Below are 25,535 nucleotides of genomic sequence, written 5' to 3'. Positions count from 1 at the left end.
TGACCTTCACATCAATGTGAGGGTTCGAGCATAGCCGCATGAGCAACCACACCACACAACTCGTGGGTTCCCGGGGCGCGTCCGGGAACCAGAAGCTGCCCCTGGCCGCGCTTCTCGCCCTCGCCACCGCCGTCTTCATCACCAGCCTCACCGAGACCCTGCCCGCGGGCCTGCTGCCCGCGATGAGCGCCGACCTGGCCGTCGGCGAGTCCGCGGCAGGGCAGACGGTCACGATCTACGCCATCGGGACCGCCCTCACCGCCATCCCCCTGACCGCGGCCACCGCGGGATGGCGGCGCAAGCGGCTGCTGCTGAGCGCGATGGCCGGATTCGCCGTCGCCAACACCGTCACCGCGGTCTCCGGCTACTACCCCCTGACCATGGCGGCCCGGTTCGTCGCCGGAGTGGCGGCGGGCCTCGCCTGGGCGCTGCTCGCCGGATACGCGCGCCGCCTCGCCCCCGCCCATCTGCAGGGCAAGGCGATCGCCATCGCCATGGCGGGCATCCCGGTCGCCCTGTCGCTCGGCGTGCCCGCGGGGACCTTCCTGGGCAAGGCGATCGGCTGGCGCTCCGCGTTCCTGATCATGACCGTGCTCACCGTCGCCCTGCTCGCCTGGATCACCGCGACCGTCCCCGACCACCCCGGTCAGCGCCGTGAGGGCCGCACCCCGGTCCTGCGTACCCTGCGCATCCCCGGCGTGACGCCCGTACTGACCGTCACGCTCGTCTTCGTCCTCGCTCACACCATCCTCTACACGTACATCGCCACGTTCCTCGACCACCTGGGCATGGGCGGCTCCATCGACCTGGTCCTCCTGGTCTTCGGCGCCGCGTCCCTCGTGAGCATCTGGATCGTGGGCGCACACATCCACCGCAGGCTACGTACGCTCACCATCGCCAGCGCCCTCCTGGTCGCCGTGGCGGCGGCGATCCTGGCGGTGCTCGCCGACAGCTCCGCCCTGGTCTACGCGGCCGTGACGCTGTGGGGACTCGGCTGGGGCGGTGCGCCCACGCTCCTGCAGACCGCCGTCGGTGACGCGGGGGGCGAATCGGCGGACGCGGCGCAGGCCATGCTCGTCACCCTGTGGAACGCGGCCATGGCAGGAGGCGGAGTCGTCGGCGGCATCCTGCTCGGACAGCTCGGCTCGGAGTCCTTCCCCTGGAGCGTGCTCGCGCTCCTGGTGCCGGTCCTCATCGTGGTGACCGCCGCCCGAAGGCACGGGTTCCCCGCCCTCACATCCGCTTCGCCCCGGCCTTGATGGCCTCGCGGATCCGGGTGTACGTACCGCACCGGCAGATGTTGCGGATCTCGTCCAGGTCGCCGTCGCTGATCTCACGACCAGCGGCGGCGGCCTGCCGCACTTTGGCGACGGCGGCCATGATCTGCCCCGGCTGGCAGTACCCGCACTGCGAGACGTCGAGGTCGAGCCAGGCCTCCTGCATCGGGTGCAGCTCCTCGCCGACGGTGCCGGGCAGGCCCTCGATCGTGGTGACCTCGTCATCGGCGGCGATCTTCGACACCGGCACCGAACAGGGGTTGAACGCCTTGCCGTTGATGTGTGACGTACACGCCTGGCAGACGCCCAGACCGCAGCCGTACTTCGGCCCGGTCACGCCGAGCAGATCGCGGAGCACCCAGAGAAGGCGTACGTCGTCATCGGCCTCGACGGTGATCTGTTCGCCGTTGAGCTTGAAGGTGTGGCTCGGCACGGAGTGCTCCTCGGTAGGTACGGCCTCGGTAGGTACGGCCTCAGTAGGCACGGTCGAGACCGTCGGTCGGGGACTGCGGCGTGGACGGCTCGACCGGCAGCGGTTCGAAGCTGAGCGTGCCGTGGTTGACGGGAAAGCTGGTCGGCATCGTCCCGGTGGCGCGCGCGTAGGCGCAGGCGATGGCCGCGAACGCGGGCGCGACCCCCAACTCGCCCACACCGGCGGGCTTTCCGGTGGTCGTGCCCATCACGACGACCTTCAGTTCCGGCGGGGTGTTCCACTGCCGCGTGTAGAAGTAGTTGTCCCAGCTGCCCTCGAGCGGAAGGCCGTCCTTGATGTGCAGGCTGGAGGTGAGCGCCATGGCGAGGGCGTCGTTCAGACCGCCCATCATCTGGGCCTCGATGCCGCGGGGGTTGATGGCGAAGCCCGCGTCCACGACCATCAGCGCCCTGGTGACGCGCGGCCCGGTGACTCCGTCCCTGACCTTGCGGTTCACCGTCTCCGGGCGGCAGTCGATCTCGACGAGCGTAGCGACCGCTCCCCGGTACTCGGCGTGCAGCGCGATCCCCTGGGCAACACCGGAGGGCAGCGACCTGCCCCACTCACCGACCTCGGCGGCCTTGTCCAGAACAGCGCGCAGCCGCTCCTCCTTGAGGAACTCGCGGCGGAACTCCACGGGGTCCTTGTCCATCTTCGCCGCGAGGCGGTCGACGATGAGCTCCCTGGCACACGCCACGTTCGGGGAGTAGATGTTGCGCATACTGCCCGTGTTGAACTTCAGCGGCACCTCGTTCAGGAGCTGTGTGGTGGCACCGAAGTGATAGGGCGACGACTGAGTGAGCTGGAAGATGGTCTGGGCGAACGTCGGATTGCCCACCACGGGCAGCTTCGCGGCCGTCGACGTCAGCACCTCACCGAGGCCATGACCGAAGTCCGTCTGTGAACTGGTGTGCCGCTGCTCGTAGCTGAGGACATTCCCGAGGGCGTACGTGGCGCGCACCCGCGAGACGCACATGGGGTGGGTGCGGCCCTGCCGGAAGTTGTCCGTACGGGACCACGAGAGCTTGACCGGCTTGCCCATCTTCTGCGAGATCTCGGCGGCTTCGGCGGCCACGTCGTGGAAGAGATGCCGCCCGAACGACCCGCCGCCCTCAACCACATGCACGGTCACAGCCCCCTGGGGCAGCCCGAGTTGAGTGGCTATCTCTCGCTGCGCCACGATCGGCACCTTGAGGCTCGACCAGATCTCGGCACGGTCGGAGCGCACATCGGCGATCGCGTTGTCCGGCTCCAGCGGACTGTTGCTGGCGAACGCGAAGGTGAACTCGGCCTCGACCTTCTTCGTCAGGAGCGGGGGGACGACGAGGGGGATCGCCGCCTTCTTCAGCTTGGCGAGCACGGTGTCGTCCGACTCCCCGTCCACGGTGCCGCGCCCCCAGGTCACCTCCAACGCCCGTAGCGCGTCGATGCATTGACCGAACGTCTCACCGCGTACCGCCACACCGTGCTTGATGGTCGCGACATCGGTGATGCCCGGCATGGCGCGCACCGCGGCGGCGTTGGCGACGGACACGACGGTGCCGTTGACGGTCGGTGGCCTGCGCACCATCGTCGGTTTGGCGTCGGGGACCTGGAGGTCCATGCCGTACGTCTTGCGGCCGGTCACGGCGGCCAGCGCGTCGATACGGTTCTGCGGGGTGCCGATGACGGTGAACTCGCCAGGGTCCTTCAAGCGGGCCGATGCCGCGACGACGTGCGTACTGGCCGCTGCCTTCGCCAGCGATCCGTACGTGGCGCTCTTCGTGGAGCCGTACGAGATGACACCGTCCTTCGTGGTCAGCTCGGACGCGGCGACACTCCATTGCCCGGCGGCTGTTGAGACGAGTCGCTGGCGGGCGACGGCCGCCGCGACGCGCACGGGCCGGTAGATGCTGCGCATCGAGTTGGAGCCGCCGGTCAGCTGATTCATCATCAGCTCCGGTCGTGCGTCGGCAAGGGTGACCTTGACCTTGGTGAGCGGCAGGTCCATCTCCTCGGCGATCATCATCGCGACCGCCGTGGTCATGCCCTGGCCCACCTCCGCCCGCGGTACGGCGAACGACGCCGTGCCGTCGCTGTGCACCTGGACCGCGATCAGGCCTGATGTCGGCGCCGCCGCCAGGTTCTGCAGATCGCCGAGGTCGAGCAGGTTCTCGGGCTGCGGAGGAGACGGCACCACGGCCTCGGCCGACTCGCCCGCCGAGTCGACCCCGAGTCGCACGCCGACGGCCAGCGTCGGTGCGGCGAGGAGATACGCGAGCACCTTGCGGCGGCCGGGCCCTTCGGGCCCGGCCTCCTCTGCCTCCGCAGCCGAACGGCGTTGTTCTGCCATGTGTGCTCCTCCCGGGGAACGTGAACGACGTGGACGGTGTCGTTCCGTTGATCGACCGGGCAGCTTATGACGCGGCGGCCGAGAGGAGCACGGCGAGGGTGGAAACTGCACAGAGCCGCCACAGTAGGTGGCTGGAAGGAGTGGCTGGAAGCTCAGGGCAGCCGGCTCGTGGCCAGGAGCCCGGTCAGGAGCGCGTCCGTCGCGGGGCCGAACAGACGTCGGCCGTCGGACGCGGATTCCAGGCCGATGACCAGGGCGATGCAACTGTCGGCGGCCTCCGCGGGCCGCACGCCGGGGGCGGTGCCCGCTTCGGTGAACAGGTCGATGAGGAGGCGCCGCAGGGAGCCGGTGAAGCCGTGGCAGATGTCGCCGAAGAGGCGTGCCTTCGCGTCGAGGAGTTCGGCGGAGTGCGGTGAGTCCCCGGCCAGCCGGAGCACCAGGTCGAGCTTGGCTTCGAGGACGCCCCGGATGCGCTCGGCGCCGGAGGCGTCCTCTTCGGCAGCCTGCCGGGCCCGCGCGAGCGCCTCGGTGTGCAGGTGCTCGGCGAGCTTGCGGAAGGCATCGTCCTTGTTGCGGACGTACTGGTAGACCGCTGACCGGGACACGCCCATCGTGGAGGCTATGTCGTCCATCGTCGTGCGCCGCACTCCGTACCGCGTGAGCGAGTCGTACGTGGCGTCGAGGACCTCGTCGAGCCGGTCGGTGCTCATGAGGTCAGGCCAGCTTCTTCACGATCTCTGCTGCCAACGGGGCTGCGGACGCCGGGTTCTGACCGGTGATCAGGTTCCGGTCGACGACCACCTTCGGGGCCCACGGGTCGCCCTCCTGGAAGTCGACGCCCGCCGCTACAAGGCGGTCCTGGAGCAGCCACTTGGCCTTCTCGGCGAAGCCGGACTGCGTCTCCTCCACATTGGTGAAGCCCGTCACCTCGTACCCCGCGAACGCGTTGGAACCGTCCGCCTTGGTGGCCGCGAGCAGCGCCGCGGGGCCGTGGCAGACGACGCCGAGCGGCTTTCCGGAGTCCAGGGCGGCGGTGAGGAGCTTGCCGGATTCGTCGTCGACGGCGAGGTCCTCCATGGGGCCGTGGCCGCCGGGGTAGAAGACGGCGGCGTAGTCGGCGAGGTCGACCTCCGCCAGCTTGAGCGGCTGAAGGAACTCGCTGATCTCCGCGAGGGTCGCGGCGACTTTGTCGGCGCCTTCCTGGCCGCCGTTGAACTGGGGCGCGAGGCTCGCCTGGTCGACGGTCGGCACGACACCGCCGGGAGTCGCGACGACGATCTCGTGCCCGGCGGCCTTGAACGCCTCGTACGGCGCGACGGCCTCCTCGGCCCAGAAGCCGGTCGGGTGCTGCGTGCCGTCGGCCAGCGTCCAGTGGTCGGCGCCGGTCACGACGAACAGGATCTTGGACATGGTGTCTCTCCGAGGCTGGAATCTCTGACGTTCTGTGCTCAGAGCGTCAGTCGGTGCTGTCCTCGAAGGTAGGCGGGCCTGCCCAACGAAATCCAATAGGCTGACCCATATGGAAGATAGGGATTCCGATGGATCGAGAGGAATAACGCCGGACGCCGCACCGGATGGAGCAGCCGTGGCCGCACCGGATGGGGCCGCCGTGGCGCAGGCCGCCGCCGGGGGCCCGCTGGACCTGAATCTGCTGCGTACGTTCCTCGCTGTATACCGGTCCGGATCCTTCACGGCCGCGGCCCGCCTGCTCGGCCTCTCCCAGCCCACCGTCACCACGCAGATCCGCACCCTGGAGCGGCAGGTCGGCCGGGAGCTGTTCGAGCGGCTGCCGCGTGGTGTCGCCCCCGCCCCTTTCGCGGACGCGCTCGCAGCCCGCGTCGTCGACCCGCTGGACGCCCTCGCCGCCGTCACCGGACACGGTGGCCCGCTCGACGGTGCCCCCGCGGGGCCCGTCCATCTGGCGGGCCCGGCGGAGATGCTCTGCCACTGCGCGCTGCCCGCGCTCGCACCGCTGGTCGAGAAGGGGGTCCGGCTGCGCGTCACCACCGGCCTGACCGATCCGCTCCTGGACGAGCTGCGGGCGGGACGCCACGACTTGGTGATCGCCACGGCCCGCCCCCGTGGGCGATCCCTGAGCTCCGTAGCACTGGCCGACGAGGAGTTCGTCCTGGTCGCGGCCCCCTCGTGGGCCGAGCGCATCGGCGGTGACCGGCGGATCACCGCCGAAGGCCCCGGGGCGCTGCACGGTGTACCGCTGGTCACCTACGCCGATGACCTGCCGATCGCCCGCCGCTACTGGCGGCACGTCTTCGGCAAGCGGCTGACCTGCGAAGCCTCCGTCACGGTCCCCGACCTGCGCGGCGTCCTCGCGGCCGTCATCGCGGGCGCGGGCTTCTCGGTCCTTCCCCACTATCTGTGCCGCGACGCGCTCGCCGCGGGCACGCTGGCCCTGCTCCACGACCCCGAGGACGCCCCGATCAACACCGGCTACCTGGTCCAGCGGCCCGGATCGGCGGACAATCCGCACGTCGCCCTCGTACGCGACCACCTCATTCAGTCCGCCCGCGGCTGGTAGCCGCGCGCACCGCCTACTCGCCCGCCGCGTCCCGCATGATCTGCTCCCACTGGGCCCCCATGGCCGCGGCAAGTGCCTGGGCGGCCGACAAGGGGCGGACCATCACCATGAACTCGTCTATCCGTCCGTCCTCGTCGAGGTGGAGGAAGTCGCAGCCAGTGATCTGCCGGTCGCCGACCCGGGCTTCGAAGACGAGTGCGGAATCGCGGCCTCCGGCGTCATTGATCTCGCGTACGTACCGGAAATCCTCGAAGACCCGCGTCACACCGCGCAGGATCGCGGCGGTCGTCGTCTTGCCGGGGTAGGGCCGGAACACGACCGGGCTGGTGAAGACGACGTCATCGGACAGGAGCGCCTCGATGGCCGCGTGATCGCCGGCCTCGACGGCCTTGCGGAAAGCCTGCATATCCACACCTCACCTGATTAGTCAATTTGTTGAGTAGGTGTGATGGAGACTAATCACATCGGTGTACGGTGTCCAGATGTCTCTGAAGTACGCGGTGCTCGCGGCGCTCCTGGAGGGCGAGTCGTCCGGCTACGACCTGGCCAAGATCTTCGACGTGTCCGTGTCGAACTTCTGGTCGTCCACTCCCCAGCAGCTCTACCGCGAGCTGGAGCGACTCGAGGGCGACGGCCTGATCGAGGCGCGCGTGGTGCGGCAGGAACGCAGGCCGAACAAGCGGATGTTCACGCTCACCGACGCGGGACGCCGTGATCTGCGGGCCTTCGCCGCCGAGCCGCCCCGGCCCATCGCCATCAGGGACGAGCTCATGGTCAAGGTGCAGGCCATGGACGGCGGGGACCCGGACGCCACCCGCGCGCTGATCGAGGAGCGCATGGAGTGGGCGCGCGGCAAGCTCGCGCGGTACGAACGGCTGCGCCTCCACCTCCTCGGCGACCGCGACGAGGAGGAGTACCTGCGCGACGCCGAGCGCATCGGCCCCTACCTCACCCTGATGGCGGGCCGGTCCTTGGAGGAGGAGATCCTGCGCTGGGGCGAGCGGGTCCTGGAGATCCTCGCCCGGCGCTTCGACCACGCGGACCCGGCGTGAGCGGCTCACCTGCCTCACCCGGCCGCGTACACGTCCTCCACGTAACGCCCCTCTGCGGTCAGCTCGCCCAGCCACTTCTCGGAATCCGCCTCCGTGGCCCCCGGCGTACGGCCTTGATGCAGTGCGCGGAAGGCGTCCCGCACGCCCGGTGCCATGCGTGAGCCGTCGCCGCACACGTACACCCGGGCCCCGGCGGCGAGCAGCTCCCACACCTCGTCGGCCTCGGCGGCGATGCGGTGCTGGACGAAGGCCACGCCGTCGACAGGGGATGCGCTGAAGGCGGGACGCAGCGAGACCGCCCCCACGGCCTCCGCGGCGCGCAGCTCCGCCGCGTGCAGGAAGTCGGCGTCCGGGGCATCGCACCCGAAGTAGCAGAGAGCGGGCTGGAGTTGGGCCCCCTGGGCGGCAAGCTCCGCACGGTCCGCGATGGTGCCTCGGAACGGGGCGAGGCCAGTGCCCGCGGCGACCATGATGACGGGCGCCGCATCCGCGTGGTCGATACGGAAGGCCTCCCGGCACGGCTGGACACGGGCCAGGACGGTGTCGCCGGGGCGTACTCCGTTGAGGTAGGCGGAACCCGTCCCCCGGTACAACCGCCCGTTCCCCGAGCGGGCCGGGGCCTGGAGGAGGGAGACCATCAGGTCGGCGTGGCCGGGGCGCACGGCGGGTGACGAGGACACCGAGTAGTGGCGGGGGCGCAGCGGCGTCAGCACGTCGAGCAGCCGCGGCCACTCCAGGGCTCCGCGCAAGGCGGCGTGGCCCTCGGCCAGTTCGAGCAGCGTGCGTCCGTCGGCCGTTCGGGCCCTCTCGTCGTCGGCCAGGGCGCTGAGAGCCGCCCGCTCCGGCGGGCAGGGGTTGGCGGCGGCGAGTGCGGCCAGCTGTCCGGCGGTGGGCCGCTCCTGCAACTCGACGTGGTGGGAGAGGAGTTGGCGCACGGTGAGCGGCCGGTCCACCGCGATGCCGTCGCGGCGCGGACGGCTCGCGCGGATGTCGATGACGGTGTCCGGGTCCACGCCGAACGCCGCTGCGGCTCGCTCGACGACGGCCGGGGCGTTGACGGGCAGGACGGTGAGGTGGTCGCCGGTGCGATAGGTCATGCCCTCGGGCAGAGCGAGCCGTACGAACCGCTTCGTGCGGGGATGGCCGGGCGCGGTGAGGTCGTGCGCCTCGCTGACGGTCATGGGCACGAGCCCGTGCCGCGCGGCGAGCGCGTCCAGTGGACCGCCGGTGAGCTCGCGGACTTCATACGCGTCAAAGGGCGCGGTGTTCGTCAGGTCGCGGGGGCCGGAGGCGTCCAGTGTGCCGGGATCGCCGTACCGCTCAAGCAGCGCCGTACGCAGCCGGGATGTGAAGTCCCTTACAGCGCCGCCCAGATCACCCGATGCGTCGGCCGCCGTGCGCTCCAGGAGCCGGGTGCCGCCAAGCTCCGCGAGCCGCTCGTCGATGCGGGTCGGGACGTGCTGATAGGTGGCGGCCCAGTTCCGGTCGCCCACGCCGAGGACGGCGTACGTGACGTTGTCGGCACAGGCCGCGGGGGCGCCGTCGAGCCAGGAGGCGAACACCGTGGCGTCGTCGGTGGGGCGGCCGTTGTACGAGGCTGCGGTGATGACGACCGGACGGTCGGCGGGCAGTGCTCCGGCGTACTCGTCAAGGGCCCCGATCTCCGTTTCGCAGCCCACCGACGCGGCCTCGTCGGCGAGTCGGGCGGCGAAGTCCCGGCAGGTTCCGTAATTGCTGCCGTGCAGGAAGAGCGCGCGGGTGCCGGTCTTGACCCGCGCGGGCAGCGCGGTGGCGTCGGGCTCCGCCACCGTGTGCGCGGACGTCGTGCCCGGCAGCTCGCCGTGCACGCGGTCGGCGGCTGTGCGGGGCCTCAGGGTGAGAGTGAAGCCGTCGGGCTTGAGCGTGAGCGTCTCCTTCACGGTCAGCCGGTAGTCGGCGTGGTCCTGGAGCCGGTAGCGGTGGACCAGCATCCCGAGGAGCATGGTCGCCTCGTGCAGCGCGAACTGCCGTCCGATGCAGGCCCGTTCACCGGTGCCGAACGGCTTGAACGCGTGCGGCGAGCGTGCGGCCTCCGCCTCCGGCGTGAAGCGCTCCGGGTCGAACAGCTCCGGATTGTCGCCCCACACGGGCTGCCGGTGCAGCATCGGCGTCAGGACGGTGACACCCTGCCCCGCGCGCAGCGGGATACGGCCGCCGAGGAGCGTGTCCTCGCGGGCGTGGCGGCCGAAAGCGGCGGCTGTCGGCCACAGCCGCAGCGCCTCGTTGAGCACCTGCCGGGTGTAGGTGAGCCGCCCGACGTCCTCGAACGTCGGCTCGGGGTCGGCCGCATCGCCCCAGAGAGCGTCGACCTCGCGCTGTACGAGATGCAGCACGGCGGGATGCTTGGCCAGGTAGTACAGAGCGAACGACATCGCGCCGGATGTCGTCTCGTGCCCCGCGATCAGGAACGTGATGACCTGGTTGCGGATATTGGCGGTGTCCAGCTTCGTGCCGTCGCCGGGGTGCCGGGCACTGAGCATGAGCCCGAGCAGATCCTCTGTGGCACCTGAGGCACCTGAGGCACCCGGCGCATCCCCGCCCGCACGCGCCGTGATGACCTCGTCGACCACCTCGGCCAGATACTCGGCATCGGCCCGAAAGGCCGCGTCCGCCGCCGAGTGGTCACTGCCCGGCGTACGGCTCAGCCGCGTCATGCTCCACTCCAGGCAGCGGACCATGGAGTCGATGAAGGGGTGCGGCTCGGCCCGCTCGAACGAACCGAAGTCGTAGCCGAACCCGGCGAGCCCGATCGTGTCCAGGGTCATCCGGGTCATGTCGCCCGGTACGTCCACGGGCCGCGCGTCCCGCGCACCGCGGTCCCACGACTCGATCAGACGGTGGGCGACGCGCAGCATCACCGGGTGGTACGTACGCATCGAACCCAGCGCGAACGCGGGCATCAGGATGTCGTGCGCGCGGGCCCAGTTGGGCTCTTCGTCGTACGCGGTGAAAAGACCGTCGGCGGTGAACTCGCGCACGTTCTCCAGGGCGGGGCCGACATGCTTGGCGAAGCGGGTCTCGTCCGCGAGCTCGGTCACGAGATCGAGATCGCTGACGAACAGCGCGTCGCGGCCGTGCAGCCGCCGTCGCAGCACGGGCCCGTGGCGGCGGACCAGCCGCATGACCTGCTGCAGCGGTGTGGAGCCGGGCCCGGTGCCGGAGATGTCGATCAGCGGAACGCCATCGATGTCCTGGGGGAGCGGTGCGGTGGTGGTGGGGGGCATGGCGCGACAACTGCCTTTCGCCGTACGGAAGTCACTGCTCCCCAGCTTGGCCGCAGGTCCCCGCGGGTCCACGCCGCGCCACTACATGATTGTGTAGTGCTCCATGATGTCCCGCTCTTGACTGACTCCGCCGGAAAGGCCGCACCTTGGATTCCGTGCTGTGGCGCAACCGTGCCATGACGCTCTTCGACCGCATCCCGATGCCGGTCGCGGTGTGCGAGGCCAACGGGGCGATCATCCTGGCCAATCCGGCGATGGCGGCGGAGTGGGGCGAGACGTCCGGCACCCTGCGGGGCCGCAACGTGCTGGAGCTGTTCCGCCCCGAGGAGAAGACTCAGGTCCTGCGGATCGCCGAGGCGCTGCGGCTCGGGCACCGCTCGCGCTATCCGGTCGCCGTGCACTGGGCTGCGGCAGACGGCGTACGGCGGCACGGCGAGCTGACTGCGGAGCCGGTGAGCGACACGGTCGACGAGGCCCCCGGCCTCCTTGTGCTGCTCCGGGTCCTCGGCGAGGACCCGGCCCACGCCCCGGCCGCCGCCGAGCCCGCGGCCGGCCCTGCCGAGGCCCGCATCCTGGCGCTCCTGGCCGGCGGCGCCACCACGGCACGGGCGGCCAAGGAAACGGGCCTCACCGTGGACGGAGTCAACTACCACCTGCGCCGTCTGACCCAGCGCTGGGGCGCGGCGAACAGGACGGAGCTGGTGGCGCGGGCGTACGCGCTGGGGGTTCTCGCCCCGGGAGTGTGGCCGCCTGTCGCGTAGAGGTGCTGCCCGGCGATGCTGCCCGGCCGGCTCAGTGCGGCCCGTCGTTCCGCTTGGCCTCGGTGCGGCGGTACTCGGCGTTTATGCGCTGGGCCTCCTCGAGCTGGTCCTCGAGGATGACGATGCGGCAGGCCGCCTCGACCGGGGTTCCCTGGTCCACGAGTTCGCGGGCGCGGGCGGCGATCCGCAGTTGGTAGCGGGAGTAGCGCCGGTGCCCGCCTTCCGAGCGGAGCGGAGTGATCAGGCGGGCCTCGCCGATGGCCCGCAGGAAGCCGGGTGTGGTGCCGAGCATCTCGGCGGCCCGCCCCATGGTGTAGGCGGGGTAGTCGTCGTCGTCAAGACGACCACTAAGCGGGGTATCTGCAGTCATGTCACCTCGTTGTGCGAACGCGTCGAGGGGCCCTGGTGCCGTATGGCACCAGGGCCCCGAAGGAAATTCAACACCATCTGTCGGCGCTACTGCTGCGCCGACCTGTTGTTTCCGCCGGTCGGCCCCGAAACAGGGCGGGCGAGCGGGGATCGCTGATACGTGACCGAGGACCACCTTCCAATCCGGGGTCTTGCGGTACCCGGGCCGAATCGATCTCGGGCCGGGCGATCCTGATGGCGTCTGCTCCCTCCGTTCTTCCTCGGGTCCTGGATACGAGAGAAACCTTAACCATGTGACCGTTCAATGTCTACCTTGGCGGGCATAGATTTCGGTGAGCTTGAGGGAGAGATTATCTGCCCCTCCCCGGGGCGGTGGACGCAGAGAAGGGCCCTGTCGGCGTGTGCCGACAGGGCCCTTCTTGTTGTTCGCTACACGGGATTCGCTACACGGGAGTGGACGCGCCGAGCAGCGCCGACGCGTTCTCGAGCGGGGTGAGGGCCGGCATGGGCGGCTCCTCGGACGGGGTGCGGCAGGTGAAGCCGAGTGCCGTCATGGCGCGGGTGACTTCCGCGGCCGTGAAGTCGCGACGGTCCTGTCGGGTGATCACCGCGCCCACCTGCTTGATGGGGTAGTGGCGGCGGCCGACGATCACGGAGTCGCCCGTGATGGGCTCGGGCTTGATGCCCTTCATCGAATCCAGCACCCCGCTCTTGGTGAGGTCGAACGGAAAACGGGCGATGACGCAGCGCATGATGCCTCACAGGTGAGGAGAAGGGCCGACTGGCAGACCTGCAGGGTAGGTGAGTCCTGCGGTCGAGACGGAACTAGGGCCTTTAGGCCGCCGTGCTGGAGGAGGAAGGACCCTGAGCCGCGCGGCGCGGAGCCCGGTCGGTGCGCCGGTCCTGGGCGCTGCGGCTGCGACGGCCCCGCGTGGAGGAGGCGCTGCGGCGGGGGCGTTCCGATGCCGGCATGGTGATGGTGACCGGGACGCCGGAAGGAGCCTGGGCGCCGGTGATGCGGCTCAACTCCTCGTCGCCGGAGCGCACTTGGGCGGTCTGCGGGGTGATGCCCGCGGCGGCCATCAGGCGGCTCATGTCGCGCCGCTGATTGGGCGTCACCAGGGTGACGACGCTGCCGGACTCACCGGCACGGGCCGTACGGCCGCCACGGTGGAGGTAGTCCTTGTGGTCACTGGGCGGATCGACGTTGACGACCAGGTCGAGGTTGTCCACGTGGATCCCGCGGGCCGCGACATTGGTCGCCACGAGCACCGTCACATGACCGGTCTTGAAGTGGGACAGGGTCCGGGTGCGCTGCGGCTGGGACTTCCCGCCGTGCAGGGCGGCGGCGCGGACGCCGCTGTTCAGGAGGTGCTCGGTCAGCCGGTCGACGGCGTGCTTGGTGTCCAGGAACATGAGCACCCGGCCGTCGCGGGCCGCGATCTCGGTGGTCGCCTGGTGCTTGTCCGCGCCGTGCACGTGGAGCACGTGGTGTTCCATCGTGGTGACCGCGCCCGCGGACGGGTCGACGGAGTGGACCACCGGGTCGGACAGGTAGCGACGGACGAGCAGGTCGACATTGCGGTCGAGCGTGGCCGAGAACAGCATCCGCTGGCCCTCGGGGCGCACCTGGTCGAGCAGCGCGGTGACCTGGGGCATGAAGCCCATGTCGGCCATCTGGTCGGCCTCGTCGAGGACGGTGATGCCGACCTGGTTCAGGCGGCAGTCACCGCGGTCGATGAGGTCCTTGAGGCGGCCGGGAGTCGCGACGACCACTTCCACTCCGGCGCGCAGCGCACCGGCCTGCTTGCCGATCGACATGCCGCCGACCACCGTGGCGAGCTTCAGCTTCAGGGCGCGGGCGTACGGCGTGAGCGCGTCGGTCACCTGCTGGGCCAGCTCGCGGGTGGGGACGAGGACCAGGGACAGCGGCTGCCGCGGCTCGGCGCGCTGGCCTTCCGTACGGGCGAGGAGCGCGAGGCCGAAGGCGAGGGTCTTGCCCGAACCGGTGCGGCCACGGCCGAGTACGTCACGGCCCGCGAGGGAGTTCGGCAGGGTCGCACCCTGGATCGGGAACGGCACGGACACGCCTTCGCGGCCGAGCGCGGCGAGGAGCGGCGCCGGCATCGCGAGATCGGCGAACGCCTCGACGGCCGGGAGCGCCGGGGTGACCGTGACCGGCAGGGCGAACTCGCCCTGGGGAGCGGAGTTTCGGCGTCCGTAGCCACCCGAGCGGCTCGGGGCGCCGGAGCGGCCGCCGGAGGACGGGGCGCCGTAGCGGCCACCGCCCCTTCCGGCGCCGGAACCGGAGCCCGAGCCGGAACCGCCGGAGCGGGTACGGGAGTAGCGATCATTCGTGCGTGTGCGGTTCATGAGGAACCTTCCTTGATGCGGCACGTACCAAGGAATTTCCGCAGCGAGTGCACAGCGCGGAGAATCACGAGAACGGGCCGGGAGAATGCGGGGGCGAATACGGCCAACGGCAGATGATCTGCGGGCCGATGCGCGGGAACGAGTGACGTTCCGGACAGCCGGGGACAGCGGAATGCGGGAATACGCGAGTTCGATGGAGAGATGTTCGCGCGGCGGGTCCGCAGCCCTGGGTGGTGCGAAAAATGCAACGAGCTGGGGCCCGCACCCCAAGGTGCGGGCCCCAGCTGCGAAGTTACGCGTGAGCGTCAGGCGGGAACGATGTTCTCGGCCGTCGGGCCCTTCTGGCCCTGGGCGATGTCGAAGTTCACCTTCTGGCCTTCCTGGAGCTCACGGAAGCCCTGGGCGGCGATGTTCGAGTAGTGGGCGAAGACGTCGGGGCCGCCGCCGTCCTGCTCGATGAAGCCGAAGCCCTTTTCAGCGTTGAACCACTTCACGGTGCCAATAGCCATGTCAAATCTCCTTCGGGGCAGAGCCCGGAGCCGCACTGTGCGGACTCCGCGTCGCCGCGATGATTACCCCGCCGGAAAAAATGACCCGGAAATACAAAAGTGCTCCCACCGGGAGAGAAACACACGGTGAGGGCACTTGAAGTTTTTGGGAACCACAACTGCAACTGAGATCGACAGTAGCACGGTGTGGTCGGCTGTGCGGGGTAAGGAATTCCACTTCGTCTGTCGCGCGAGAAACTCTCAGAGGGCGTCGCGCTGATATCTCCCACGGCGGACACACATATTGGTTCCCTCGAAACGCAGCGTTTCTGCGGCAGGAGCCGGACGCGAGGCGGACCGACGGACAGACCAGGGCGAGTCCCCCGAGAGATCGTCCCGTACGGAGCGTCAAGTCACGGGAATGTAACGGGAGATGGGGGGTATGAGCCGGTGCACAGCGCGCTCTCACCCGGAGAGTGCCCTCTGCTGCGGGAGTGACGATGGTGGCCTCGGCAAGCAACAGTCCAGCACCCGCGATGTCGTCCGCCGAGCGACATACCGTCGGCCCCGACCCCCACTGCGGCCGGCGCACGGCCGAGCTCCGCGCGCTCTCCAATGCGCTCTTCGCCCGCCTCGACGAGGCGGAGGAAGGCACGCCCGAGCACTCCTACGTACGCAATTCGCTGGTGGAGCTGAACCTCAACCTCGTGCGGTACGCGGCCCACCGGATGCGCCCGCGCGACGAATCGTACGAAGACGTCGCCCAGGTCGGCACGGTAGGTCTGATCAAGGCGATCAACCGCTTCGACCTCCAGCGGGGCGTGGAGTTCCCCACCTTCGCGCTGCCGACGATCATGGGCGAGATCAAGCGCTTCTTCCGCGACACCACCTGGGCCGTGCGCGTGCCACGCCGACTGCAGGAACTCCGCCTGGACCTGGTCAAGGCCACCACCGACCTCGAGCAGGTCAACGGACATGCCCCCACCACGGCCGAACTCGCCGAGCACCTGGACCTGGCCGAGGCCGAGATCAGCGAGGGGCTGACCGCCGCCAACGGCTACACCACGGCCTCGCTGGACTTTCCGGCCGACGGCGTGGACTCCGAGGACACGCTGGCCGACCACGTGGGCTACCGCGATCCCGAGCTGGACAAGGTCGAGGACCTGCACACCCTGAAGCCGCTCATCGCCGCGCTCCCCGAACGCGAGCGCACGATCCTCTCGCTGCGGTTCTCCGCCGACATGACGCAGAGCGAGATCGGCGAGGAGCTCGGCATCTCCCAGATGCACGTCTCGCGCATCCTCACCCGCGTCCTCGGATGTCTGCGAGGTGCACTCGTCGACGGCAAGCGGTAGCCGAGACTTGTTCCGACAAGCTGCCGAGTCGATCTCGGTAGGATGGTGCCCGGGGGTGCGATGTCTACTGAGACCCATCGCGTGACCATCACCGAGCTCGCGAGTTGCTCCGACTCCGCGGTGCTGCGGGTCAGCGGCGAACTCGACCAGACCTGTGAGGAGTTCTTCCTGCGTACGCTCGGCGCTTCGGTCGAGGCAGGACACCGGCATCTGGTCCTTGACGTGACGGCGCTGGTGTTCTGCGACTCGCGAGGGCTCAACTGCCTGCTCGCCGTGCGCTGGCTCCTTGCCCGCCGCGAGGGCAGTCTGCTCCTCGCGGGGGCGGGACGGAGGCTGTCGGAGCTGCTGACGCTGACGGGCAGCACGGAACTGCTCCCCGCGTACCGCACGGTCGGCCAGGCCCTGCTCGCCGTGCCGGCCGACCACCGTCCCCAGTGGCCGCCCCGGGGGCCCTAGGGCCCTTCAGGCGACTGACGGGCTGTTCGCAGTGGTCCGTTGGTCTCCCATTGGTGTCGATTCTCGCCGGTGTGCTGTGCCAATGGTCCTGTCATTCGAGTTCGTGTTGAGCCATAGGGCTCATTGATGCTCTGATGTTCCTGTCGATGGCGCTGCGGACTTCTGCGGCGCCTTTTTCATGTGGGGACGTCGAAGGGGCGGGAAGCTGTGCTGAAGGGGATGTTCGTGGCTCCGGATCCCGGGCGGGCGCGTCTGCGCTTCGCCAGTCGGGCCGTCCTCGGCATCGGTCTCGCGGTGGCCCTGTGCGGCCTCGCGGGGCACTCGCTCGCCGCGGCCATCACGGGTGGGCTCGCCGCACTTCTCGCGCTCTTCACCGTGAGCGACCCGACCGTGCGGGGCCAGGTGGTCACCACCGCCCTGCTGCCCGTCGTCGGCCTGCCGGTGCTCGCCCTCGCCGCGGTGCTCCACGACTACCCCGTGGCCCGTGACGCGGCCTTCCTCGCGGTCATGGGGGCGGGGGTGTACGCACGCCGGTGGGGGCCGCGCGGGCACTCGCTCGGCGTGTTCGGCTTCATGACCTTCTTCGCTTCGCAGTTCCTGCATACGGTGCCGGGCCAGCTGCCCGAGCTGTTCGCCGCCGTCCTGCTCTCGCTGTGCGCATCGTCGGCCGTGCGGTTCGGCCTGTGGTGCTACGAACGTCGGCTGCCCCCTGTCGTCGTACCCGCCCCGCCGGGCGACCGCGGTCTGGCCCGTACGACGACACGGCAGGCCATCCAGGCAGCCGCGGGCGGCGCCTTCGCGCTCGCCATGGGGCAGCTCCTTTCCGACCAGCGGTGGTACTGGGCCGTGGGCGCGACCTGGTGGGTCTTCGTGAACACCGCGTCGAGCGGTGAGACCCTGGTGCGCAGCTTCCGGCGGGTCCTCGGCACGGTGATCGGCATCGCCGTCGGCCTCGTCATCGCTGTGCCCCTGCACGGGGCGCCCGTCCCCACGGCGCTCCTCGTCGCCGTCAGCGTCTTCGGGATCTTCTACACGGCCGCGGTCTCCTACACCTGGATGATGCTCGCGGTGACCGTCATGGCCGGGCTCCTCTACGGCCTGCTCGGCGTCCTCAACCCGGGGCTTCTCGCCCTGCGCGTGGCCGAGACCGGCGTGGGTGCGCTCGGCGCCGTCATCGCGGTGCTCCTCATCCTGCCGGTCACCACCCACGCCACCACGAACGCCTGGATCGAGCGTGCGCTGCGGTGCGTGCACACCTGCACCGCCCAGGCCGCGGCGCGCATCGCGGGCGGCACGGCCGACCCGGCGCCGCACGTCTCCGAGCTCGAGCTGCTCCTCGGCAGGGTGCGGCTCTCGCTCGCCCCGCTCGTCCACCCCTTGAGCCCGCTGCGGGCCCGCAAGGAGCGGGCGCGCCGGGTGCTCGCACTGCTCGACGACTGCGCCCGCGAAGTACGCGGCCTCGCCTCCATCGCCGCCGACCCCGAGGCCTCGCACGACGACCGCCTCACCGCCTCCTGCTGGCGGGTGGAGGCCGCGGTGGAGGCGCTGACGTCACCGAAGCGGGTGCACGGCCCGGCGCGCGGCTCCGTAGCCCTGCCGCAGACGTCCACGGTCGAGCCGGCCCTGGCCCATCTGCACGGCCTGGAGAACGCCCTCGCCGAACTCGCCGTACCCCTGCGAGTTCCCGCATATCGCTGACGCATGAGGTGGCCCTCGCGTGGTACACGAACTTCCGTTACGCCCAGGTGACTCGATCAGCGACTATCTCGCCAAGCCCGCGTAGCTTCACCAAGAAGCCGACCACTGCCGGCTGATGGGCTCGACCGAGGGTCAGCGCGTGGCGAGCATTCCCTCGCGCAGGCGCGCCAGGGTGCGGGACAGGAGCCGGGAGACATGCATCTGGGAGACGCCGAGCCGTGCGCCGATCTGCGACTGCGTGAGCTCGTCGACGAACCGCAGCCGGAGGATGTGCCGGTCGCGCTCGCCGAGTTCGGCGAGCAGCGGGGCGAGTGCGTGGAAGTCCTCCACGCGCTCCATGGCGGGATCCTCCTCGCCGATGAAGTCCGCGAGGGCCGCTTCGCCGTCGTCGCGCTCGTTGTGGAGGGTGGCGTCCAGAGAGCTGGAGTGGTAGCCGTTGGCAGCCGTGCGGGCCTCGATGACCTCGTCCTCGGTGAGGTCCATCAGCTCGGCCAGTTCGCTGATCCTGGGGGAGCGTCCGAGGCGGGTGCTGAGTTCGTCGGTGGCCTTGGCGAGTTCGACGCGGGCCTCCTGGAGGCGGCGCGGAACGTGCACGGCCCAGGAGGTGTCGCGGAAGAACCGCTTGATCTCACCGACGATGTAGGGCACGGCGAACGTGGCGAACTGGACCTCGCGGGACAGCTCGAAGCGGTTGATGGCCTTGATCAGGCCGATCGTGCCGACCTGGACGATGTCCTGCATCTCGTCGCCGCCGCGGTGGCGAAACCGTCCGGCGGCATAGCGGACGAGCGACATGTTCATCTCGACGAGGGTGTTGCGGGCGTACTGGTAGTCGGCGGTGCCTTCCTCCAGCGTGGCGAGCCTGGTGAAGAACAGCATCGACAGGTCGCGGGCGTCCTTCGGCCCGACCTCCTGCGGGGAGGCGATCTCCGGCAGTTCCGCGATGCCGGTGTCCGTGCCAGTGTCCGTGAGCGTCCCGGTGGCAGCTGTCATGGTTTTCCCTCCCTGTCCGCCGACCCTCCGTCGTCCCCCGACCGGCCGGTGAAGCGCACGTACCCGCGAGCCCGTGCTTCATGCGCCCCGCCGTGTATCAAGATCCGTTATGTGTCAGGGCGTTACAGGGTGCGCATCGGCGGGCAAGTGTGCAATCTCGGACACGGTCACACCACATGACCCGGACATGGTCACCACACATGACCACACATGAGGAGGGGTAATGCGGACGCACCACCAGACGCGACGGGACACCGGATCGCCGGACCGCGCGCTCTTCGCCAAGCGGCCGGAAGCCGTCGCCCGCGCAAGGGACTTCACCCGTGCCTTCCTGGACGGGTTGCGCCCGGCCGTGGACCCCCAGGACGCCGCGAGCGTCGAACTCGCCGTGTCCGAACTCGTCACCAACGCCATACGGCACGCACGGGGGACGTCGTGCTCCCTGCGGCTGGAGGCCGAGCCGGACGGCGTCGCCGTCATGGTCGGCGACGCCGACCCCAGACCGCCGCGCGAACGGGCGCCCGACCTCGCCGGTGGTACGGGCGGATTCGGCTGGCCCATGGTCCAGCACCTCGCTCGGGCGGTCACCGTGACCAGCGGACCCGACGGCAAGACCATCCGGGCGGTCCTGCCCCGCTAGGGAACGCCGCGGGGACACATCTGCCGCGTCTGAGGCATGTTCACCGGGCACATACAGGGTGGATCACCCCGTCCGAGGGGTAACTCCGCGGCTAACAGACGCGCGGGCCGTGCGGGAGCGGTTCGTGCCCCGGAGCCGCTTGGGGGTGCACCATGCGGAATTTCCTGCGCAGGGCCGGATACGACGGTCCCGCGGACCGCGGTACACGGGGGAGCGCACCGGACCGCTGCCCGGTCGCTGACCCCGCTGACGCGCACCGGCGTGCAGCCGACCCCGAGTGCCCGGAGCGCGCGGCAGGTCACGAGGACGGCGGCGCCTCACCGACGATGCCGCGCCCCACGGACGCGCCCCTTTCAGGGCCTGACCTGCGCCGCGCCGCCGCCGAATTCGTCCGCCTCCACCACGGCGAGGCCCGCCGCGGTGACCCCGCCCCACGGATCGCCCAGGTGTTCACCGAGATCGCGGAGACGGGGACGTACCGCCACACCCACGACGAGCTCGTCTTCGGCGCCCGGCTCGCCTGGCGCAACGCCGCACGCTGCATCGGGCGCCTCTACTGGCGCTCGCTGCACGTCCTGGACCGCAGGGAGCTGACCGCCGCGGAGGACATCGCCGCCGCGTCGGCAGCGCACCTGCGGGAGGCCGTCGGTGAAGGGGGCAGGATCAGGCCCCTCATCACCGTCTTCGCCCCCGACGCGCCCGGCCGTCCAGGGCCCCGCATCTGGAACGAGCAGCTCATCAGGTACGCCGGATACCAGCGCCCCGGCGGAGGCGTCGTCGGCGACCCGCACAACGTCGGCATCACCGCCCTTGCCCGCCGCCTCGGCTGGCCGGGCGGCCCCGGGAGCCCCTTCGACGTACTGCCCCTGGTGATCCAGGGGTCCGACGACAAGCCCAGGTGGTTCAGGCTGCCGCCCGACGCCGTGCTCGAAGTGCCGATCGAGCACCCCGATCACGCCTGGTGGGCGGAGCTCGGCCTGCGATGGCACGCCGTGCCCGCGCTGGCCTGCATGTGCCTGGAGATCGGGGGCGTCTGCTACCCCGCCGCGCCCTTCAACGGCTGGTACATGGGCACCGAGATCGGTGCTCGCAACCTCGCCGACAGCGACCGCTACGACCTCCTTCCGCGCGTCGCGGAGCGGCTCGGGCTCGACACCCGCAGCGACCGTTCCCTCTGGAAGGACCGCGCCCTCGTCGAGCTCAACCGGGCGGTGCTCCACTCGTTCGACCGGGCCGGCGTCACCATGACCGACCACCACACCGAGTCCCGGCGCTTCCTGACCCACCTGGGCCGCGAGGAGAGCAAGGGCAGGACCGTCGGCGCCGACTGGTCCTGGATCGTGCCGCCGCTGTCCGGCAGCGCGACGCCCGTCTTCCACCGCACGTACGACACCGTGGAGCGGCACCCCGCCTACGTCCACCACCCGGAGGCCCTTGCCAGGACGCGCGGCGAAAGTGGCGAAAGTGGCGAAAGTGGCGAAAGTGGCGACGCCTTGGTCTAGACCGCCTGCTAGCGTCTGCCGCACGAGCGCCTCCCGGACACGGCGTTCGGTCGAGAGTCGAGAGGGGAACGCAGTGGTCGGCAGACAGGGCGACAGACAGCGGGCGTACATCGGGTCCTTCACCGCGGCGGGCGGGGCCGGAATCCTCACCGCGGCCGTCGACGCGGACAGCGGTGCGCTGACCGTTCTCGGCGCCACGGACACCGTCCCCGACCCCTCGTACCTCGCGCTCTCACCCGCGGGCGACACGCTCTACGCCGTGAGCGAGACCTCCGCGGGCGCCGTCGCCGCGTACCACCTGAAGGGCGACAAGCCCGAGCAGGCGGGGGCGCCGGTGCCGGTCGGCGGGGCCGCGCCCACACACATCGCCGTGCACGACGGTCACGTCCTCACCGCCAACTACGGCTCCGGCAGCGTCACCGCCGTACCCCTGCGCCCCGACGGCAGCCTCGCCCCCGCCCCCTCCGGCGTCCTGCCGCACTCCGGCACGGGACCCCACCCGCAGCGCCAGCAGGGACCGCACGCCCACCAGGTGCTTCCCGACCCGAGCGGTGACTGGGTGGTGAGCGTCGACCTCGGCACCGACTCCGTACGCGTCTGCGAGCTCACGGCGGAGGGCGAGCTCCTGCCGCACCGCGAGGTCGCGCTGCGGCCGGGATCCGGTCCGCGGCATCTCGCGTTCCACCCTCGCGGCGACCGCGCGTACGTCCTGAACGAGCTGGCCCCCACCGTCACGATCTGCACCTGGGACGCCGCGGACGGCACCCTCAGGCCGGTCGGCGAGGCGGCCGTCCTGCCGGGCCCCACGGACGGCGACGGCGAGGCCTTCCCCTCCCAGATCGTCGTCGCGCCCGACGGCCGGTTCCTGTGGACGGCGACCCGGGGCCAGGACGTCATCTCGGTGCTCGCACTCGACGAGGACGGGCTGCGGCCGAGGCTCGCGGCCACCGTGCCGTGCGGCGGCCACTGGCCGCGTGACCTGGCCGTCGACGCGTCGGGACGGTTCCTGTACGCGGCCAATGAGCGGTCCGGCGACGTGACCTGGTTCGCGATCGACCCGGGGACGGGCATCCCGCGCCGTGCGGGCTCGGTCGCGGCTCCTGCCGCCTCCTGCGTGATCTTCGACTGAGCATCCGCCCGTACGCCGATGGGCCCGCCCCCTGCATCAGGGGGCGGGCCCATCGGCGTAACGGCATCAGATCTGCCCGCGCGTCGCGGTCAGTGGACCGGCGCGCCCGACGGCTGCTGCGGGGCGATGCCGAGCGCCGCCGTGTACTTGGAGAGGGCGAGCTTGCCGATCGCCGGGTACGGGCCGAGCGGCTCGGCGACGGAGCAGCCCGCCTCCTTGACGGCCAGGTCGAGGAGGCCCGGGGCGATCTCGGGGCCGATCAGGTACGGGGCGAGCGCCAGCTGCGTGGCACCGGAGCCGCGCAGCTCCTCGGCGGTCGCCGCGATGGCGCCCTCCTGGTCGAGCGCGGCGGCCATCACCGGCACCGCGAGGCGGGCGGCGAGCAACATGCCGGTGATCCCGGCGGCCTGCACGGCCTCCTCGCCGCCGACCGTGGCGAGGATGATGCCGTCCGCCGCGGTCGCCACCGTGAACAGGCGGGCGCGGTCGGCACGGGCCAGACCGGCCTCCGACAGGCGCACGTGCAGTGCCTCGGCGAGCAGCGGGTGCGGGCCGAGGACGTCCGTCAGCTCGGCGGGGGCACGGCTGTCCATCACGGCCTGACGCACGCGCCGCATCAGCGCGTTGTCGGGGCCCGCGAGGAGGGGCACGACGACGGCGACGGGGCCGTCGGGCTCGACGGCGTCCGAACCCGCGGCGCGCGCCTGCTCGTGGCGCGCGGTGCGCTCGGCGGCGGCATGCGCGAGGACGGAGTGCAGCGAGGGGAACTCGGGGAACGACGCGGTCGTGGCGTCCTCGGTCCCGTCGAGGTATCCGATGCGGGCGTCGAGGCCCGGCAGCTCGGAGCGGGCGATGCTCACGACCTCTTCGGCGAGGCTGCGCGTCGCGGTGGTGGGTACGCCCGGTACGGCGAGAACGAGCGCGGGCGCGTCCTCAGGAGCCGCCACGGGCTCCGGGCGACGGTGCCGTCCCGGCTGGCGGGGTCGCGGCATTCGTACGGGCAGGCCTGATGCGGGCCCAGTGGGGGAGCTCATGGCGCCGCATGTTACTGGTTTCGGGGGCTTCGCTGTTCGGGGAGGGTACAGGTGGGCGGTATAAGTCCGCTTTTGTCTTATGAGTTACGTAAAGGTCAACTGTCGTATTGCGGAGCGGTCGTACGGGGTGGTCAACTGTCGCACTCCGTGTGCACGGTGAGCATGTGTGGGTCGAGCGGCAGCCGCAGTCGGTTCATGGCGACATCGGCGGCCATGCGCAGAGCGCCGTCCAGCGGGTCACCCGCGGCCTCGACCACGCGCACATGCCGCAGACAGCCCGCAAGCCCCGCCTGTACGGGACGCAGTAGCGCCTCGCCCATCTTGAACAGGCCTCCCGTCAGCGCCACTTCGGGCCGCTCGCCCCGGCCCACCGCGTCGGGCGCGGGGCAGACGGCGGCGGCGGCTTCGGCGATGTGCCGGGCGGCATCCCGCAGGATCGCGTCGGACACCGGGTCGTCAGGGGCGCAGCGGGCCACTTCGGGGGCGAACGAGGCGAGCATCGCGGGCCGGTCCGTCCGGGGATAGAGCTGCCCCGGCAGCCCGGACACGGGGCCGAACAACTCCTCGGCACGGGCGAGCAGCGCCTTCGAACCACCGCGCCTGCCGTCGAACGCCCGCATCGCCGCATCGAGCCCCGCCCGGCCGATCCACGCGCCGCCGCCGCAGTCGCCGAGCAGATGCCCCCAGCCGTCGGCGCGGTGCCAGGCGGTCAGGTCCGTGCCGATCGCGATCATGCCGGTGCCTGCGGCGACGACCGCACCAGGACGGTCGCCGAGCGCGCCCGCGTACGCGGTGACGGCGTCCGCGGCGAGCGCGAGGTGCCCTGCGCCCAAGGTCTGCCGGAGCGCGGCGGGCAGCTCCGCGCGCAGGTCGTCGCCGAGGGTCGCCATGCCGGCGGCGCCGATGGCGACAGCGGTGATCCGCCCGCCACCCGCCTTCTCCAGCAACTCCTCGGCCATCGGCACCAGTTGCTCGACGAAGTGCCCGGCGTCGATGCCGCGCGCACCGGTGCGCACCGCTTCTTTCGAGCTCACCGGGGCGGGGCGGCCGGACTGCTCAGGCCCGCCGAGGGCGACCCGCATCCCGGAGCCGCCCGAGTCGACCCCGAGGACCCAGGAGGTGTCCGTCACGGAAGCCGCCAGTCCACCGGCTGTCCGCCCTGCTGGACGAGGAGGTCATTGGCCCGGCTGAACGGGCGCGAGCCGAAGAAGCCGCGGTCCGCCGACATGGGCGACGGGTGCGAGGACTCGACGGACGGCAGCGCGCCGAGCAGTGGCCGCAGATTGCGGGCGTCACGCCCCCACAGGATGGAGACGAGGGGGCGCCCGCGCGCGGCCAGCGCCCGGATGGCCTGCTCGGTGACCTCCTCCCAGCCCTTGCCCCGGTGCGCGGCGGGACGCCCCGGGGCCGTGGTGAGCGCCTTGTTGAGCAGCAGGACGCCCTGCCGGGTCCAGGGCGTCAGGTCGCCGTTGGACGGTGGTGCGACGCCCAGGTCGGAGCCGAGCTCGCGGTAGATGTTGATGAGGCTGCCGGGCAGCGGGCGCACCTCGGGCGCGACCGAGAACGAAAGCCCCACCGCGTGCCCCGGGGTGGGGTAGGGATCCTGGCCGACGATCAGCACTCGCACCTCGTCGAAGGGCTGTTGGAACGCGCGCAGGACGTTCGGCCCGGACGGGAGGTAGGTGCGTCCCGCGGCGATCTCCGCGCGCAGGAAGCCGCCCATCTCGGTGATCTTCCCGGCGACGGGTTCGAGGGCCTTCGCCCAGCCCGCTTCGACGATTTCATGCAAGGGTCGCTGTGCCACG

General features: G+C 70.9%; 24 protein-coding genes. 10 read left to right on the top strand and 14 right to left on the bottom strand.

What is annotated here, in order from left to right; genetic code table 11:
• Positions 1 to 38: 38 nt before the first annotated feature.
• On the top strand, positions 39 to 1,259 hold the full coding sequence (locus tag ACGFSB_RS33550) for an MFS transporter (RefSeq protein WP_393407207.1): 1,221 nt from the start codon (positions 39 to 41) through the stop codon (positions 1,257 to 1,259).
• Here the strand turns inward: ACGFSB_RS33550 and ACGFSB_RS33545 are convergent.
• From ACGFSB_RS33545 to ACGFSB_RS33530, 4 genes are all read right to left on the bottom strand, one after another.
• On the bottom strand, positions 1,234 to 1,710 hold the full coding sequence (locus tag ACGFSB_RS33545; protein WP_393407204.1) for a (2Fe-2S)-binding protein: 477 nt from the start codon (positions 1,708 to 1,710) through the stop codon (positions 1,234 to 1,236). The two genes, ACGFSB_RS33550 and ACGFSB_RS33545, sit on opposite strands and share 26 nt — an antisense overlap.
• A gap of 40 nt (positions 1,711 to 1,750) precedes the next feature.
• Positions 1,751 to 4,081 (bottom strand): molybdopterin cofactor-binding domain-containing protein, encoded by a 2,331-nt coding sequence (locus ACGFSB_RS33540; RefSeq protein WP_393407202.1) that lies wholly within the window; start codon positions 4,079 to 4,081, stop codon positions 1,751 to 1,753.
• 152 nt (positions 4,082 to 4,233) lie between these two features.
• Positions 4,234 to 4,791 (bottom strand): TetR/AcrR family transcriptional regulator, encoded by a 558-nt coding sequence (locus ACGFSB_RS33535; RefSeq protein ID WP_393407200.1) that lies wholly within the window; start codon positions 4,789 to 4,791, stop codon positions 4,234 to 4,236.
• Between the two features lie 4 nt (positions 4,792 to 4,795).
• Entirely contained in the window at positions 4,796 to 5,491 is a 696-nt protein-coding gene (locus tag ACGFSB_RS33530) for a type 1 glutamine amidotransferase domain-containing protein (protein ID WP_393407197.1), read from the bottom strand.
• Between the two features lie 109 nt (positions 5,492 to 5,600).
• On the opposite strand from ACGFSB_RS33530, the gene ACGFSB_RS33525 reads away from it, so the two are divergent.
• Complete coding sequence (locus tag ACGFSB_RS33525) at positions 5,601 to 6,617, top strand: LysR family transcriptional regulator (RefSeq protein ID WP_393407195.1); 1,017 nt, start codon at positions 5,601 to 5,603, stop codon at positions 6,615 to 6,617.
• Between the two features lie 13 nt (positions 6,618 to 6,630).
• Here the strand turns inward: ACGFSB_RS33525 and ACGFSB_RS33520 are convergent, their stop codons facing one another.
• Positions 6,631 to 7,023: a nuclear transport factor 2 family protein gene (locus ACGFSB_RS33520; RefSeq protein ID WP_393407192.1), complete on the bottom strand. Its 393-nt coding sequence runs from the start codon at positions 7,021 to 7,023 to the stop codon at positions 6,631 to 6,633.
• A gap of 76 nt (positions 7,024 to 7,099) precedes the next feature.
• Here ACGFSB_RS33520 and ACGFSB_RS33515 point away from each other — a divergent pair, with 76 nt between their 5' ends.
• Positions 7,100 to 7,669 carry a PadR family transcriptional regulator gene (locus tag ACGFSB_RS33515; RefSeq protein ID WP_393407190.1) on the top strand — a complete coding sequence of 190 codons (570 nt, stop codon included), beginning with the start codon at positions 7,100 to 7,102 and terminating at the stop codon, positions 7,667 to 7,669.
• A 14-nt stretch (positions 7,670 to 7,683) separates the two neighbouring features.
• On the opposite strand, the gene ACGFSB_RS33510 is transcribed toward ACGFSB_RS33515, so the two are convergent.
• Positions 7,684 to 10,932, bottom strand: coding sequence for a bifunctional cytochrome P450/NADPH--P450 reductase (locus tag ACGFSB_RS33510; protein ID WP_393407188.1), 3,249 nt, complete (start codon positions 10,930 to 10,932; stop codon positions 7,684 to 7,686).
• A gap of 176 nt (positions 10,933 to 11,108) precedes the next feature.
• Here ACGFSB_RS33510 and ACGFSB_RS33505 point away from each other — a divergent pair, with 176 nt between their 5' ends.
• Positions 11,109 to 11,693 (top strand): PAS domain-containing protein, encoded by a 585-nt coding sequence (locus tag ACGFSB_RS33505; RefSeq protein ID WP_393407377.1) that lies wholly within the window; start codon positions 11,109 to 11,111, stop codon positions 11,691 to 11,693.
• A gap of 31 nt (positions 11,694 to 11,724) precedes the next feature.
• Here the strand turns inward: ACGFSB_RS33505 and ACGFSB_RS33500 are convergent, their stop codons facing one another.
• The 4 genes from ACGFSB_RS33500 to ACGFSB_RS33485 all read right to left on the bottom strand — a co-directional run bounded on the left by ACGFSB_RS33500 (position 11,725) and on the right by ACGFSB_RS33485 (position 14,944).
• A complete protein-coding gene (locus ACGFSB_RS33500) occupies positions 11,725 to 12,063 on the bottom strand; it encodes a MerR family transcriptional regulator (RefSeq protein ID WP_393407186.1) in 339 nt (112 codons plus the stop codon).
• A 442-nt stretch (positions 12,064 to 12,505) separates the two neighbouring features.
• Entirely contained in the window at positions 12,506 to 12,814 is a 309-nt protein-coding gene (locus ACGFSB_RS33495; RefSeq protein WP_393407184.1) for an SCO5918 family protein, read from the bottom strand.
• 82 nt (positions 12,815 to 12,896) lie between these two features.
• Positions 12,897 to 14,435 (bottom strand): DEAD/DEAH box helicase, encoded by a 1,539-nt coding sequence (locus ACGFSB_RS33490; protein WP_393407181.1) that lies wholly within the window; start codon positions 14,433 to 14,435, stop codon positions 12,897 to 12,899.
• Positions 14,436 to 14,740: 305 nt separating this feature from the next.
• Complete coding sequence (locus ACGFSB_RS33485) at positions 14,741 to 14,944, bottom strand: cold-shock protein (protein WP_249591397.1); 204 nt, start codon at positions 14,942 to 14,944, stop codon at positions 14,741 to 14,743.
• A gap of 515 nt (positions 14,945 to 15,459) precedes the next feature.
• Here ACGFSB_RS33485 and ACGFSB_RS33480 point away from each other — a divergent pair.
• From ACGFSB_RS33480 to ACGFSB_RS33470, 3 genes are all read left to right on the top strand, one after another.
• Positions 15,460 to 16,278 carry a SigB/SigF/SigG family RNA polymerase sigma factor gene (locus ACGFSB_RS33480; protein ID WP_393407375.1) on the top strand — a complete coding sequence of 273 codons (819 nt, stop codon included), beginning with the start codon at positions 15,460 to 15,462 and terminating at the stop codon, positions 16,276 to 16,278.
• A gap of 60 nt (positions 16,279 to 16,338) precedes the next feature.
• Positions 16,339 to 16,734 (top strand): STAS domain-containing protein, encoded by a 396-nt coding sequence (locus ACGFSB_RS33475; RefSeq protein ID WP_393407179.1) that lies wholly within the window; start codon positions 16,339 to 16,341, stop codon positions 16,732 to 16,734.
• A gap of 207 nt (positions 16,735 to 16,941) precedes the next feature.
• Positions 16,942 to 18,432, top strand: a complete 1,491-nt coding sequence (locus ACGFSB_RS33470) for an FUSC family protein (protein WP_393407177.1) — start codon at positions 16,942 to 16,944, stop codon at positions 18,430 to 18,432.
• A gap of 132 nt (positions 18,433 to 18,564) precedes the next feature.
• Here the strand turns inward: ACGFSB_RS33470 and ACGFSB_RS33465 are convergent, their stop codons facing one another.
• Positions 18,565 to 19,425, bottom strand: a complete 861-nt coding sequence (locus ACGFSB_RS33465; protein ID WP_393407176.1) for an RNA polymerase sigma factor SigF — start codon at positions 19,423 to 19,425, stop codon at positions 18,565 to 18,567.
• Between the two features lie 223 nt (positions 19,426 to 19,648).
• Here ACGFSB_RS33465 and ACGFSB_RS33460 point away from each other — a divergent pair, with 223 nt between their 5' ends.
• From ACGFSB_RS33460 to ACGFSB_RS33450, 3 genes are all read left to right on the top strand, one after another.
• Positions 19,649 to 20,065 carry an ATP-binding protein gene (locus ACGFSB_RS33460; protein ID WP_393407174.1) on the top strand — a complete coding sequence of 139 codons (417 nt, stop codon included), beginning with the start codon at positions 19,649 to 19,651 and terminating at the stop codon, positions 20,063 to 20,065.
• 326 nt (positions 20,066 to 20,391) lie between these two features.
• The gene (locus tag ACGFSB_RS33455) at positions 20,392 to 21,567 is read left to right on the top strand and encodes a nitric oxide synthase oxygenase (RefSeq protein WP_393407372.1); all 1,176 of its coding nucleotides are present in this window, start codon (positions 20,392 to 20,394) and stop codon (positions 21,565 to 21,567) included.
• Between the two features lie 73 nt (positions 21,568 to 21,640).
• Positions 21,641 to 22,696, top strand: coding sequence for a lactonase family protein (locus ACGFSB_RS33450; RefSeq protein WP_393407171.1), 1,056 nt, complete (start codon positions 21,641 to 21,643; stop codon positions 22,694 to 22,696).
• A gap of 89 nt (positions 22,697 to 22,785) precedes the next feature.
• On the opposite strand, the gene ACGFSB_RS33445 is transcribed toward ACGFSB_RS33450, so the two are convergent.
• The 3 genes from ACGFSB_RS33445 to ACGFSB_RS33435 all read right to left on the bottom strand — a co-directional run bounded on the left by ACGFSB_RS33445 (position 22,786) and on the right by ACGFSB_RS33435 (position 25,534).
• The gene (locus ACGFSB_RS33445; RefSeq protein WP_393407169.1) at positions 22,786 to 23,730 is read right to left on the bottom strand and encodes a sirohydrochlorin chelatase; all 945 of its coding nucleotides are present in this window, start codon (positions 23,728 to 23,730) and stop codon (positions 22,786 to 22,788) included.
• Between the two features lie 131 nt (positions 23,731 to 23,861).
• Positions 23,862 to 24,860: an N-acetylglucosamine kinase gene (locus ACGFSB_RS33440; RefSeq protein WP_393407167.1), complete on the bottom strand. Its 999-nt coding sequence runs from the start codon at positions 24,858 to 24,860 to the stop codon at positions 23,862 to 23,864.
• Positions 24,857 to 25,534 (bottom strand): uracil-DNA glycosylase, encoded by a 678-nt coding sequence (locus tag ACGFSB_RS33435; RefSeq protein ID WP_393407164.1) that lies wholly within the window; start codon positions 25,532 to 25,534, stop codon positions 24,857 to 24,859. The genes ACGFSB_RS33440 and ACGFSB_RS33435 overlap by 4 nt, the downstream gene beginning before the upstream one ends.
• Between the last annotated feature and the right edge of the window lies 1 nt (position 25,535).

It is taken from the genome of Streptomyces sp. NPDC048441, from assembly GCF_043200235.1.
Lineage (GTDB): Bacteria > Actinomycetota > Actinomycetes > Streptomycetales > Streptomycetaceae > Streptomyces.
Note: the sequence above shows the minus strand (reverse complement) of the source record. Positions and strands in the feature narration are given on the sequence as shown.

Bases quoted from the DNA above. Each gene is read 5' to 3' on its own strand.
- ACGFSB_RS33480 (WP_393407375.1), top strand. From the start codon at position 15,460: ATGTCGTCCGCCGAGCGACATACCGTCGGCCCCGACCCCCACTGCGGC.
- ACGFSB_RS33465 (WP_393407176.1), bottom strand. From the start codon at position 19,425: ATGACAGCTGCCACCGGGACGCTCACGGACACTGGCACGGACACCGGC.
- ACGFSB_RS33520 (WP_393407192.1), bottom strand. From the start codon at position 7,023: ATGCAGGCTTTCCGCAAGGCCGTCGAGGCCGGCGATCACGCGGCCATC.
- ACGFSB_RS33535 (WP_393407200.1), bottom strand. From the start codon at position 4,791: ATGAGCACCGACCGGCTCGACGAGGTCCTCGACGCCACGTACGACTCG.
- ACGFSB_RS33490 (WP_393407181.1), bottom strand. From the start codon at position 14,435: ATGAACCGCACACGCACGAATGATCGCTACTCCCGTACCCGCTCCGGC.
- ACGFSB_RS33460 (WP_393407174.1), top strand. From the start codon at position 19,649: ATGCGGACGCACCACCAGACGCGACGGGACACCGGATCGCCGGACCGC.
- ACGFSB_RS33540 (WP_393407202.1), bottom strand. From the start codon at position 4,081: ATGGCAGAACAACGCCGTTCGGCTGCGGAGGCAGAGGAGGCCGGGCCC.
- ACGFSB_RS33495 (WP_393407184.1), bottom strand. From the start codon at position 12,814: ATGCGCTGCGTCATCGCCCGTTTTCCGTTCGACCTCACCAAGAGCGGG.
- ACGFSB_RS33500 (WP_393407186.1), bottom strand. From the start codon at position 12,063: ATGACTGCAGATACCCCGCTTAGTGGTCGTCTTGACGACGACGACTAC.
- ACGFSB_RS33485 (WP_249591397.1), bottom strand. From the start codon at position 14,944: ATGGCTATTGGCACCGTGAAGTGGTTCAACGCTGAAAAGGGCTTCGGC.
- ACGFSB_RS33510 (WP_393407188.1), bottom strand. From the start codon at position 10,932: ATGCCCCCCACCACCACCGCACCGCTCCCCCAGGACATCGATGGCGTT.
- ACGFSB_RS33530 (WP_393407197.1), bottom strand. From the start codon at position 5,491: ATGTCCAAGATCCTGTTCGTCGTGACCGGCGCCGACCACTGGACGCTG.
- ACGFSB_RS33475 (WP_393407179.1), top strand. From the start codon at position 16,339: ATGTCTACTGAGACCCATCGCGTGACCATCACCGAGCTCGCGAGTTGC.
- ACGFSB_RS33445 (WP_393407169.1), bottom strand. From the start codon at position 23,730: ATGAGCTCCCCCACTGGGCCCGCATCAGGCCTGCCCGTACGAATGCCG.
- ACGFSB_RS33550 (WP_393407207.1), top strand. From the start codon at position 39: ATGAGCAACCACACCACACAACTCGTGGGTTCCCGGGGCGCGTCCGGG.
- ACGFSB_RS33525 (WP_393407195.1), top strand. From the start codon at position 5,601: ATGGAAGATAGGGATTCCGATGGATCGAGAGGAATAACGCCGGACGCC.
- ACGFSB_RS33455 (WP_393407372.1), top strand. From the start codon at position 20,392: ATGCCGCGCCCCACGGACGCGCCCCTTTCAGGGCCTGACCTGCGCCGC.
- ACGFSB_RS33515 (WP_393407190.1), top strand. From the start codon at position 7,100: ATGTCTCTGAAGTACGCGGTGCTCGCGGCGCTCCTGGAGGGCGAGTCG.
- ACGFSB_RS33505 (WP_393407377.1), top strand. From the start codon at position 11,109: ATGACGCTCTTCGACCGCATCCCGATGCCGGTCGCGGTGTGCGAGGCC.